A 12,291-nucleotide genomic window follows, 5' to 3' on the forward strand; every position below is an offset into this window, starting at 1 on the left:
CAGCGAAACCGGCGAGTGCGGATTGCTAGCGGTGCAGCAGGCGCGGCCGGGCACGACCGGTAGGCTCAGAGGTGCGCTGGATGGCGAGGTTGGAAACAAACTGCCGCGCGCAGGCTTCCCACGAGTAGTCCAGCGCAAAAGAGCGGGCACATTGCGGTGAAATGGTAACGGCCGTGCGTGCCGCGCTGGCCAGGTCATCCCGCAAGCAGCCAACAGGCGCATCGCCGATGACATCCTTTGGCCCCTGAACGGGGTAGGCGGCTACCGGTGTGCCGGATGCCAGTGCTTCCAGCGTCACAAGGCCGAATGTGTCGGTTTTGCTGGGAAACACGAAACAGTCGCTGGCGGCATAGTGCTCGGCCAGCTCCTCGCCGAACCGGGGGCCGACAAAATGCGCCTGGGTATATTTCCGGCGCAACGCATCAAGCTGCGGGCCGCTGCCCACCACGAGTTTTGAGCCGGGCAGGTCGAGTTCCAAAAACGCCTCGATATTTTTTTCAACCGCGACGCGCCCGACATAGAGCCAGATCGGGCGCGGCAGGCCAAGAAAATCAGCCGACCTCAGGTCAGGGCGCGGGCGGAACAATTCAGTATCAACACCCCGTGACCAAAGCGCTGTGGAGGGAAAATGCCGCGCCTTCATTTCGTCCTGCAACGAACGTGTGGCCACCATCATGGTTGTGGCCGGCCCATGGAACCAGCGCAGGAAATGGTAGCCGAACGACACCGGTATGCCGAAGCGGGCCTTGATGTATTCGGGAAAGCGGGTGTGGAACGATGTTGAAAACGGCAGGCCGTTGCGCACGCAATAGTTTCGCGCCACAAGCCCCAGCGGCCCTTCGGTGGCAATATGAATGGCACTGGGGGCAAATTCTTTCACCGTTCTGCGCATCCATGTCAGTGGCCAAAGAGACAGCCTGATCTCCGGATAGGTTGGCGCGGGAACCGTTTTGAAGTCTTGCGGTGTGACATAGCGGACTGTGTGGCCCATGTTGCACAGTTCGCCGCCAAGCTGTTGCAGAGAACGCACCACACCGTTCACCTGCGGATCCCAGGCGTCGGTTATAATGAGAACACGCTGCGGCGCCCCGCAGGCGGAACTTGCACCATGCTCGATGGTCTGGAGGAAAGTCATGCGGCGGTGCTTGCCGCTTCGGTGTCGGCTGTTTTGGTAACAGGCGCTGCGTCAGCGCATGACGGGCGCGCTTGCAGTGCGGCGCGTTCGGCCTCCACGTCCGCTGCAAACCGTGTCCAGTGAAGAACAGTGAAGTTCCCTGCATCGTCCTCGGCCAGCGCCGTGCAGCTTTCCACCCAGTCGCCGTCATTCATGTAAATGACGCCATCCATCTCGCGTATCTCCGCATGGTGGATGTGGCCGCACACCACACCGTCAACGCCGCGGTCGCGGGCTTCGCGGGCAACGGCGTCTTCATATTTCGAAATGTATTCGACGGCGTTTTTCACCTTGTGTTTGAGGTATCCCGACAGCGACCAGTAAGACAGGCCAAGGGCACGGCGGATACTGTGCAGGGCACTGGAGCAGGCAAGCGCGAAGTTGTAGGCACGGTCACCTGCATGGGCCAGCCATTTGGCATAGCGTACGACGCCGTCAAACTGATCACCGTGCAGCACCAGATATGACTTGCCGTCGGCGGCGCGGTGAATGTCTTCATTGATGACTTCCACTCCGGCCAGTGTCACGCCGACATAGTCACGCAGCGCTTCATCATGATTGCCGGGCACATAGATGACGCGGGTGCCCTTGCGGGCCTTGCGCAATATTTCCTGAATGACGTGATTGTGGGCATCGTTCCAGTACCACGCGCGCCTGATGCGCCACCCGTCAATGATGTCGCCCACCAGATAGAGCGTCTGCGCCTCATTGTGGCGCAAAAAATCAGCCAGCAACTCAGCCTTGCAGCCCGGCGTGCCCAGATGGGTGTCGGAGATAAACAAAGTGCGGTGGCGGGTTGGTTTGCGGACAATCAGGTGGCCGCGTTTGACACGCTTGCGGCCTTTGCGGCCCATGCTGAACAGCGCCAGACGCTTGCGGAATGACCGGGGCTTTGGCCCGCCGGCATCCGGAAGGCTGTCGTCGCCCGTATCCGCATCGCGGGCGTAGCGCGCCACTTTCTGCATCAGGGTTGCGTGGGCCATAGACATGGTTGCTGCCGCGTGTCCTTTGACGGGAAGGCGCGGGCGTAACCGCACGCGCTTTGGCCTGTTCATCTGCAAACGGCGTTGCTTGGCCGGGGAGGCGAATCAAATACGTCGGCAGCGACTTGCGCGGACTATTGCGATGCAGCTTGAAAGATCTGTGACGACTCGATGAACCATTTGTATGCGGACGTTAAATCCGCAAGGGATGGCGCACGGGGTGCACAAGGTGCCTGTGACCGAGTGGTATGTCTGCGCTGACGGGACGTTATTGCGCGGCGACGCTGCCGTCGGTGATGGTATCCGTCCGGTCGCGGGCGGGTGCGAAGCTGCCGCCGGGAGGGTACATTTCATGCAGGCCGATTGTGCGGCTGTTGGCCCCCATGATGCGACAGTGATGGCGCTTGAGCATACGCGGATCATCCACTCCACATGAGTGGGCAACCGTACCCACTTCCTTGTGCATTGTGGTGGCGTAGCGATAGACACGCTCGGCTTTGTCGGTGGCCACGAGGCCGCGCTGCAGGTGCTTCTTGTGGGTAGCCACGCCTGACGGGCACTCGTTTGTGTTGCACTGGAGTGCCTGAATGCAGCCCAGAGCAAACATGAAGCCGCGCGCGGATGTTATGAAGTCCGCTCCGGCGCACAATGCCCAGGCGACGCCAGAGGGAGTGGTGAGCTTGCCCGATGATATGACCTTGATGCGGTCGCGCAGACCATGCACCAGCAAGGCGTCCACCAGCGTCGGCAGGCTTTCCTGTATTTGCAGCCCCATATAGTCGATCAATGGTTGTGGCGCAGCACCGGTGCCGCCGTCAGCGCTATCCAGGGTGATGAAATCCGGCGCACTTTCAATGCCGCGCCGGTTGATTTCCTCGCACAGCCCGGACAGCCAGCCATAAGCCCCCAGCACCAGTTTGATACCGGTCGGTTTGCCGGTGATGCTGCGCACACGCTCGATGAAGTCAAGCAACTCGCCGACCGAGTTTACCTCCGGATGACGGTTGGGGCTGATGGAATCCTGACCCTGCTTGATGCCGCGAATCTCTGCGATTTCGCGCGAGACCTTTTCGGCAGGCAGAATGCCGCCCTTGCCTGGCTTGGCACCCTGGCTGAGCTTGATCTCGAACATCCGCACTTTTTCATGCGATGCGACGTCGCGGAGTTTTTCTTCCGACAATCCACCTTGCTCGTTGCGCACACCATATTTTGCAGTGCCGATCTGAAAAACAATGTCGCAGCCGCCTTCAAGGTGAAACGGCGACAAGCCGCCTTCGCCGGTGTTCATCCAGATTCCGGCCCGCGCAGCCCCGCGCGACAGCGCTTGTACAGCGGGTTTTGAAATGGCGCCGTAGCTCATGCCGGATACATGAAAATATTTGTCCGTGGTGTAGGGCGTGCGGCAGTAGGGCCCCACGGTAACGCCTGCGGGTGCCTCGCTGTCCTCGCCAAGCTGGGGGAACGGGCAGTTCACGAAAATCTTGGTGCCCACATGGCTGAGGTCGCGGGTGGAGCCAAAGGGCACTGTTGTGTCCACGCCCTTGGCGGCGCGATAGACCCATGCCCGCTGGGCCCGGTTGAACGGCAATTCCGAGCGGTCGTCTGCAAAGAAGTACTGGCGGAAATATTTGCCAAGATCTTCAGCGACATAGCGCAGTCGGCCGATCACCGGGTAGTTGCGGCGGATGGCGTGGGTGGTCTGCGTGCGATCAATGACATAGAGCACCAGCACCGTCAAAAAACCCGCGCCGATGGCAAACACAAACAGGGCGGACAGAATGTCCACCACATCTGTAACGGATGAAACCTGCATGGCAGCGATGATGTCGTTCATTCGTGATGTCCCCGGTGACGGTCATGAGTGCCACTGACCCTGGCGGCGCTGATGGCACGATACACAAGTGATACTAGGGTACTGGATGGCTCACGCGATAACACGATGATGCCATGTCTTTGTGAACGCCGTTTCAGCGTGCTGCAATTTGCCGTGACGTTTCAGACGCGGGACTGATTGCATTGCGCTTTGGCTTAGGCGTTTCCGGCATATCAAGACCGCGGCGCAGACCGGGAACCAACGTGGGTCGTAGCCCAAGATCAGCCACCGGCGTTATCGATGCGGTTGTGATCGGGTCGCCTTCTTCTTCGGCGGCTGATGGAAGAGGCGCGCGAACCGTACCAAGGCTCGCAAGCACCTTGCGCTCGCGCGTCAGTATCTTGTCCACCCGCGCGGAATATTTTTCCCGCAGGGCGGGATTGTAGCTGTGGTAGCGCGCGCTTGCGGCCCGCCAGTTGCCGTGCCTGTCTTTGAGGTTTTGCAGAAACGAAGCGGCATAGGCCATGTTGGCGGCAGGGTCGAAGGCTTCGTCAAGGCTGGTGAAGGCGCGCGGGTGGAAGCGCAGGTTTATCTGCATACATCCCACATCTATGGAGCGCACCCCGTCAGCCATCAACCGGCGAACGGCCCAGATGGCATCTTGTTTGGTGGCAAACCTCATGCCCTTGCCTTCAGCATTGATGGTCCACGGCCATGCCGTGTGGCGACCCTCAGGACCGCGACGGCCTGTCTCGACCAGCGAAATGGCCTGCAACAGGGCATGGGGCATATCGCGCGCGCGCTCCACCTTCTGGGCGGCGGTACGGCACATATGCCAATCAGTGTGGGGGGGCGCTGCGGCGTTGGTAACGGGGGCTGAAGCGGCAGGATAAGCGACGGCTAAGGCAAACACTCCGACCATGACCGCGCCGGCAAACAGGCGCAGACCATGTGCAAGGCCGTTGGGCGTCGATTTCATGCCGCGTGTCATCGCGCTGACCTCTGCGGTTTGCCACCCATACAGGCAGCAGGATGCAAAATTGCCGTTTCACAATGCTGCTCAAAGGGTTAATGGCCCCTTACCATGAAGTCGCCGGTGCGCCCGCCGGAGGGTCCGGGGAATTGTGCAGTGCAATCAATGGCTTGTGAGAATTGCACCAGAGATGCAGCTCCGCACACCTCCCATGCACTGTTATGCCAAGAGATTTTCCCGATTGTCCTTGAAGTTTGTGCGGCGCAATGCCAAATTGTTGCAATGCGGCATAGCAAGCTGTCCAGCCTGCGGTGCCGCTGCCCTTCCTGGGCGTTTCCTCCCTGAACTTGGGCCGTCTGGTTTTTACCAGACGGCCTCTTTTTTTGCCGTTTCAGGTTTCGCCGTTTCAGGTTTTGGCGTTTCAGAAGATGCCAACGCGCGGGCTGGCCGGATCTATTCGGCTGACAGGGCGCCGGGCGGTGCGGTTGGAGCCAGGAAGGCGCGATCCATGAGCGCCAGGCGGGCCACAAACTCGCTCATGTCGTGGCGCAGGCGCTTGAGGCCGTCCGACCGGGTCACCCGCACTTCATCCATGTATAGCGCGCGATTGAGTTCAATCTGCAGGGCATGAAGGCCCTGCGCGGGCCTGCCGTAATGCTCTGTATTGAACCCCCCTGCATAGGGCGTGTTGCGCACAACCGAATATCCAAGATCACGCAAAATGCGTTCAGCGGCGTCAGTCAGCGCCGGGGAGGCTGATATGCCATAGCGGTCGCCCAGCACGATGTCGGCGCGGGTGCCGCTCAGATCATCCTCCATCGGTCCGGCCATGGAGGGCATGGAGTGGCAGTCCAGCAGCACAGCACAGCCAAAGCGCCGGAACGTATCCTCCAGCAGGTCAGACAGGGTCTGGTGGTAGGGCATGTAGAGCGTACGGATGCGGTGGTCGGCTTCCGCATAGCTCAGGGGCGAACGATAGATTTCAGTCGAGTCAGCCACCACCCGCGCGATCGTGCCCAAACCGCCCGCAACGCGCACCGAGCGCGTGTTGGCGTGCGGTGGCAGCGCATCATGAAACATGGTGGGGTCAAGCTCATACGGCTCGCGGTTTGTATCAAGATAGGCGCGCGGAAAGTTGGCCTGCAGCAATGGCGCTCCCAGGCGCGGGCTGCCGCCAAAAACCTCGTCCACGAAACTGTCCTCCGAGCGGCGGATCGCCAGTGCGTCCAGCCGCGAGGCCGAGAGGAAGGCAGGCGGGTAGATGCGACCTGAGTGCGGCGAGTTCAGCACGAAGGGCACGGTCTGGGTTTGGGGGGCTGACACGGTGAACGGCGGGTTGAAGTCACGGTGGGCATCAGCATTGTCGCTGGCGCCATCGCCTCCGGTGTGCGCAGAGGGGCTGGAGGCCGGCACCATGGGGCCGTTTGCTTTAGGAGTGTGTCCCGCCATTCAAGGCTCCTGGCTCAAGTCGTACGTGCCGCCTCAATCTGGCAAAGGCTTAGGCGCGGGCGAAGCAGTGGGTGTTTCAGCCGCCGGTCTTTTGCAAATGTAGCACGCGGGCTGGCGTTTTTAATGCCGAAGCGCGGATTATGCGGCGAATTATCGGTAAAAGTGGCCGCATTCAAGGCTTGCAGCGGGTGCCGGGCCAACCAGCGATAACCCCGCGTTTACCATTTGGTTCCTATAAATCGAGGGATGGCGGGGCGGTTCTCAAGGGCCGATTCGCCTGTGGTAAGGCACTCAGGGTGCTGATTTTTCGGGGGCTTTTTACACATGGCGCGCATTCTGCTGGCGGAAGATGATGAAAGCATGAGGCGGTTTCTCGCCAATGCGCTGGAAAAAGCCGGCCATGAAGTCATTTCGTTTGGCAGCGGCGACCTGGCCCACGAAAAGCTGATCGGCGACGTATTTGACGTGTTGCTGACTGACATTGTGATGCCTGAAATGGACGGCATCGAGCTGGCCCGTCGGGCCGCTGAACTGGACCCGACCCTGCGCATCATGTTCATCACGGGGTTTGCCGCTGTGGCGCTTAATCCTGAATCAGAAGCGCCCAAAGACGCACGTGTTCTGTCCAAGCCGTTCCATCTGCGTGAACTGGTGCAGGAAGTGGACCGGCTGCTGGTTGCCTGACCTGCAACCCTGCGCCATGCGGCATGGTTGCGCGGCGCACACAATCCCGATATACGGATCGCCCTCACACGCCGCTGCTGTTTTCAGCATTGGCAGACGTGACGGGCGCGTAGCTCAGTGGGAGAGCACTACGTTGACATCGTAGGGGTCGCTGGTTCAATCCCAGCCGCGCCCACCATTTTTGGATTTTTTGTACTCACGGAAATCTCGTTTTGCTCGGCGTCTCCAAGGGGGGGCGGGCAACACGCCCGGGCTGCGGTCGCGGCCTTGGTGCCTGAAACAAAAACGGCGCTGCCTGGGTTTTCAGGCGGCGCCGTTGTTGTGTTTATCGGGCGGGTCTTACCATTCGATGCGTTCGATGCCTTCGAAGCTTATCTCGCTGCCGTCTGACAGGGTGATGATGCCTTGGGCACCGTCTGACAGCTCGATCGAGTCGCCGCCCTTGTCGATGATTGAACCTTCGTCGAGGGTCAGCGTCCAGTCGTCACCGGAAATGGATGTGCCGTCGTCGTTTTCAAGGCGGATGATGTCCGTCCATGAGCCGCCGCCGCCATCTGCCTTGTCAGAGCCACCGCCTGAGCCAAAGATGAATGTGTCGTCTCCATCCTTGCCTTCCATTTTGTCATTGCCGGCACCGCCGCGCAGAACGTCATTGCCCTTGCCGCCGTCCAGTTCGTCATTGCCGGAACCACCGTCAAGGTAGTCGTTGCCGTCATCGCCCTTGAGCTTGTCGTCATCGGCACCGCCAAACAGCGTGTCGTTACCGTCGCCGCCCTTGAGTTCGTCGTCGCCACCGCCGCCACGCAACTCATCGTCGCCGTCTTTGCCTTCCAGCTTGTTGTCAACAGAGCTGCCGACCAGCAGGTCATCGCTATCGCCGCCTTTGGCCTTGTCGTCATCATTGGCATAGATGACGTTTTCAGGTGTCCAGCCGTCCGGGGTACCGGCATCGCCAAGCGGTGTTGCACCATTATCACCGGAAGATGTCAGTTCCATATTATCCAGCCGGAAGGTTTCACTGCTGTCCGTCGTTTTGGCTTCAAACTCGATCGTGACCTTGTCGCCTTCGGGAATGTTGGTGAGCGTGAAGGTCTGTGTGCCGGACATGCCCGCATCACCGTCCTGCACCATCAGTTCGGTGCGCTCGCCATCCACAACAGCGTAGGCCTTGAAGAAGTCGTGCCAGCCGCCGCTCTCTTCCATGTCGCCGGTTTCCGCCAGATCGAAGCTGAGCGTCAGGCCGGTCTTGCCGGAAATGTCAATCTGCTCGCTGCGCCACACTGCGACCGACTCGTCGTCATTGGACGTAGCCGTTGTTCTGCCAAACTCATAGGCGCCGTTGTCCACGCCATGCTCGGCGGATGAGCCCAGGCTTGTCGGGCTTTCATCCACGCTCCACGCAGTACTGCCGGTGTCGGACTGCGTGCCATTGCTCAAGCCGTTGAAGTTTTCGCTCCACAAGGTCTGTGTTTCGTTCACATCGCTGACGGAAACACTGAAGCTCTCTGTATATGCGAGACCGGCACTGTCGGTGGCTGTCACGTCCACGCTTACAGTGTCGGCAGCTTCATGGTCGAGGCTTACACCGTCCTTGAGCTTCAAGGCACCATCGACAACTTCAAAGCGATCATCAGACACGGTGTAGGTGTGTGTGTCGCCCGCGTCGGCGTCGGTCACAGACAGGTTGCCAATAACGGCCCCGGCATCGTTTTCCGCCACGGACGTATTGTCCAGCGCCATATCAGTTGCGGCTTCTTCGACGTTTGCAACATGGACCTGAAGCGTTGATGTGGTGGACGACGTGGCACCACCTTCTGATTCAGTCGAGGTTGCCGTGACCTGAAGGTCAACCGTGCCGGTGAAGTTGTCCGGCGTGGTGATGGTCATGCTGTCGAGGTTCCAGTCGGAGACATCAACATCCGTGTCGCCGCTGGTTGCCGTGAAGGTGTTGGTGCCATCGGACAGCACAGCACCTTCAGGAATGGCGCTGATGGAGACAGCCAGGCTTTCAGACCCGTCAGTATCGGTCAGGGTTGCACTGATGTCGGGCAGCACGATGGTGCCGCCTTCAACACCACTGGCTGCACCATCAAGGGTTTCCACCATCTCGATGTTGTCGATCATCATGCCGCGGCCGTAATCCGTATCAACACCGGCTTCGCGGAACTCAATCTCTGCCGGGTTGCCGTCACCGCTGACGGTCAGCGTGTGCGACTGCCAGTTGAGATCTGTGTCGTTGGTGCCATCGGCAGAAATGGTGGCAACCACTTCGCCGTCCCACACTACTTCCATGACATTGACGGACGCGTCATAGCCGGGGCGCGGTGCGAAATCGAAGGTGATCGTGTAGGATCCTTCGTCCACGGTATCGACGGTGCGGGCAAGGTTTGGCGCATCGTCGTAGCTGTCCGTAGGATCGTTATTCAGTTCGGCATGGTGGACGGAACCTGCCTCAGAACCATTGCCATCAGCGCCGGTGTCGCGGATCTCCGCCACACCATCAGATGACCAGCCATTCTGTGCGGCCAAATGGTCTCCGCCTTCATCCACAACCGTCCCGGACCAGCCTTCAAAGTCTTCGCTGAACATAACGCGGCTGGTGCTGCCCAGGCTGAGGTCCGGCGCCGAGGCCACTTCGTCCACATCGCCAACGGCAATGTCAAAGCTTTCGGTGCGGGCCAGGCCGCCCGCATCGGTTGCCGTGACGTCAACGGAGATCGAGTCCGCCGTTTCGTGGTCCAGCGCCACGCCATCTTTCAGCTTGAGCTGACCGTCCACGACCTCAAAGCGGTCGTCTGACACGGTGTATGTGTGGGTGTCGCCCGCGTCGGGATCAACGACTGAAACGGTGCCGACGACAGCGCCAGTATCATTTTCCGCGACGCTCGCACCATCAAGCGCAATATCCGTCGCAACCTCATTCGCATCGCCAACCGCGATGTCGAAGCTCTCCGTGCGTGCAAGGCCGCCTGCATCAGTTGCGGTTACGTCAACAGAGATCGAGTCCGCTGTTTCGTGGTCCAGCGCCACGCCATCTTTCAGTTTCAACTGGCCGTCCACGACCTCAAAGCGGTCGTCGGACACAGCATAGGTGTGTGTATCGCCCGCGTCGGGATCAACAACCGACAGGTTGCCCACAACGGCACCGGCATCATTCTCGCTGACGGTGGTTGCATCAAGGGAGATGTCTGTAGCGACCTGGTTGATGTCGTTGACTGTGACGTCAAAGCTTTCCGTACGTGCCAACCCGCCTGCGTCGGTGGCTGTGACCTCAACGGTTACGTTGCCGTCCGCGCTGTCGAGGCTTACGCCGTCTTTCAGCTTCAGTTCGCCGTCCACAACTTCAAACCGGTCGTCAGACACGGTGTAGGTGTGGGTGTCACCCGCGTCGGGGTCAACGACGCTGATAGTGCCGACAACGGCCCCGGCATCGTTCTCTGCAATGGCAGAGCCGTCCAGAGAAATATCCGTCGCAACTTCGTTGGCATCGTTGACGGCAATGTCGAAACTTTGCGTGTGCGTCAGGCCGCCTGCGTCTGTTGTTGTGACCTCTATGGTCACACTGTCGGTTGTCTCGTGGTCGAGGCTCACGCCGTCCTTGAGTTTGAGCTGGCCGTCCACAACCTCGAAGCGGTCGTCTGACACGGTGTATGTGTGTGTGTCACCTGCGTCGGGATCCGAGGTGGACAGGTTGCCGATTGTCGCCCCAGCGTCATTTTCGCTGACGGCATCAGCACTGCTTTCCGCACGGATTGATTCAAGGTCTGCATCTGCAAACACGCGCACGCCGGGACCGTCAATCGTGCCCTGGAAATCACCGCCCGTGTTGCCCTGTGTGCTGCCATGATAAGTGCCAACGCCCAGACCATCGCCGCCATCCCAGTCGCGGTCGGTCCAGTCCGACTGTGACGCAACAAGGCTGTTGTCCTCGGTCATGTCACCGGGGGCCAGTTCATCAGATAACAGCAGCTTCAGCGTGTCGCTGCCTTTGTCGAGCTCCAGCGCCATATTGTAGGACGTACCGCCCTCAATGGGTACGCTGAGTTCAAGGTCGTTGCCGCTGCCGGCATAGACGTTGAGTTGGCCATCTTCGATCACAATGTTGAGGCCGGTTCCACGGCCACCTGTTTCAAACAGGGTTTGCGCACCAGACACATCATCAGAGGTTGTGAACGAGATTGTCACAACGGCTGAGTCGGTTTCCAGACCACGCTCTGAAATGCTGTCCTTGGACCTGTCACCATCCTGGCCGGTGAAGTCGGCAGCCACATAGTCGGCGTTGGACAGCGTAATGCTGACCGGAGCTTCGTTGGCATCTGCCACTGAAATATCGAAACTCTCGGTACGTGCAAGGCCGCCTGCATCGGTTGCCGTGACGTCAACAGAAATCGAGTCTGCTGTTTCGTGGTCCAGAGCCACGCCATCTTTCAGCTTGAGCTGGCCGTCCACGACCTCAAAGCGGTCGTCTGACACGGTGTATGTGTGGGTGTCGCCCGCGTCGGGATCAACAACGCTGATGGTGCCGACAACGGCTCCGGCATCGTTCTCGGCCACGCTCGCACCATCAAGCGCAATATCCGTCGCAACCTCATTCGCATCGCCAACGGCAATGTCGAAGCTCTCGGTGCGTGCAAGGCCGTCCGCATCGGTTGCGGTTACGTCAACGGAGATCGAGTCCGCTGTTTCGTGGTCCAGCGCCACGCCATCTTTCAGCTTGAGCTCGCCGTCCACAACCTCGAAGCGGTCGTCTGACACAGCGTAGGTGTGCGTATCCCCTGCATCGGGGTCAACGACTGAAACGGTGCCGACGACAGCGCCAGTATCATTCTCTACGACGCTCGCACCATCAAGGGCAATGTCGGTGGCCACTTCGTTTGCATCGCCAACGGCAATATCGAAGCTCTCGGTACGTGTAAGGCCGCCCGCATCGGTTGCGGTTACGTCAACGGAAATCGAGTCTGCTGTTTCGTGATCCAGCGCCACGCCATCTTTCAGCTTGAGCTGACCGTCCACAACCTCAAAGCGGTCGTCTGACACGGTGTATGTGTGGGTGTCGCCCGCGTCGGGATCAACGACGCTGATGGTGCCGACAACGGCTCCGGCATCGTTCTCGGCCACGGTCGTGCCATCAAGGCCAATGTCGGTGGCCACTTCGTTTGCATCGCCAACCGCGATGTCGAAGCTCTCGGTACGTGCAAGGCCGCCCGCATCGGTT

General features: G+C 59.9%; 7 protein-coding genes and 1 tRNA gene. 2 read left to right on the top strand and 6 right to left on the bottom strand.

All coding sequences use genetic code 11. From position 1 onward, the window contains the following. Positions 1–25 precede the first annotated feature (25 nt). The 5 genes from RIB87_RS12185 to RIB87_RS12205 all read right to left on the bottom strand — a co-directional run bounded on the left by RIB87_RS12185 (position 26) and on the right by RIB87_RS12205 (position 6,392). Complete coding sequence (locus tag RIB87_RS12185) at positions 26–1,135, bottom strand: glycosyltransferase family 4 protein (RefSeq protein ID WP_350147013.1); 1,110 nt, start codon at positions 1,133–1,135, stop codon at positions 26–28. After that, the gene (locus RIB87_RS12190; RefSeq protein WP_350147015.1) at positions 1,132–2,163 is read right to left on the bottom strand and encodes a UDP-2,3-diacylglucosamine diphosphatase; all 1,032 of its coding nucleotides are present in this window, start codon (positions 2,161–2,163) and stop codon (positions 1,132–1,134) included. The genes RIB87_RS12185 and RIB87_RS12190 overlap by 4 nt, the downstream gene beginning before the upstream one ends. Before the next feature lie 262 nt (positions 2,164–2,425). Then, complete coding sequence (locus RIB87_RS12195) at positions 2,426–3,991, bottom strand: FMN-binding glutamate synthase family protein (RefSeq protein WP_350147017.1); 1,566 nt, start codon at positions 3,989–3,991, stop codon at positions 2,426–2,428. 133 nt (positions 3,992–4,124) lie between these two features. Beyond that, complete coding sequence (locus RIB87_RS12200; protein WP_350147019.1) at positions 4,125–4,949, bottom strand: lytic transglycosylase domain-containing protein; 825 nt, start codon at positions 4,947–4,949, stop codon at positions 4,125–4,127. A gap of 447 nt (positions 4,950–5,396) precedes the next feature. Next, on the bottom strand, positions 5,397–6,392 hold the full coding sequence (locus RIB87_RS12205; protein ID WP_350147021.1) for an N-formylglutamate amidohydrolase: 996 nt from the start codon (positions 6,390–6,392) through the stop codon (positions 5,397–5,399). A gap of 324 nt (positions 6,393–6,716) precedes the next feature. On the opposite strand from RIB87_RS12205, the gene cpdR reads away from it, so the two are divergent. Next, positions 6,717–7,076 (top strand): cell cycle two-component system response regulator CpdR, encoded by a 360-nt coding sequence (gene cpdR, locus RIB87_RS12210; protein WP_350147023.1) that lies wholly within the window; start codon positions 6,717–6,719, stop codon positions 7,074–7,076. 103 nt (positions 7,077–7,179) lie between these two features. Further along, positions 7,180–7,254 (top strand) — tRNA-Val (locus RIB87_RS12215). Positions 7,255–7,415: 161 nt separating this feature from the next. On the opposite strand, the gene RIB87_RS12220 is transcribed toward RIB87_RS12215, so the two are convergent. Further along, the coding region (locus tag RIB87_RS12220) for a calcium-binding protein (protein ID WP_502943251.1) at positions 7,416–12,291 on the bottom strand (4,876 nt) is incomplete at its 5' end.

This window comes from Pyruvatibacter sp. (assembly GCF_040219635.1).
GTDB lineage: Bacteria > Pseudomonadota > Alphaproteobacteria > CGMCC-115125 > CGMCC-115125 > Pyruvatibacter.

What these genes read in the sequence shown, in the direction of transcription:
- RIB87_RS12185 (WP_350147013.1), bottom strand. Translation starts at nt 1,135, where the DNA reads ATGACTTTCCTCCAGACCATCGAGCATGGTGCAAGTTCCGCCTGCGGG.
- RIB87_RS12190 (WP_350147015.1), bottom strand. Translation starts at nt 2,163, where the DNA reads ATGTCTATGGCCCACGCAACCCTGATGCAGAAAGTGGCGCGCTACGCC.
- RIB87_RS12195 (WP_350147017.1), bottom strand. Translation starts at nt 3,991, where the DNA reads ATGAACGACATCATCGCTGCCATGCAGGTTTCATCCGTTACAGATGTG.
- RIB87_RS12200 (WP_350147019.1), bottom strand. Translation starts at nt 4,949, where the DNA reads ATGAAATCGACGCCCAACGGCCTTGCACATGGTCTGCGCCTGTTTGCC.
- RIB87_RS12205 (WP_350147021.1), bottom strand. Translation starts at nt 6,392, where the DNA reads ATGGCGGGACACACTCCTAAAGCAAACGGCCCCATGGTGCCGGCCTCC.
- cpdR (WP_350147023.1), top strand. Translation starts at nt 6,717, where the DNA reads ATGGCGCGCATTCTGCTGGCGGAAGATGATGAAAGCATGAGGCGGTTT.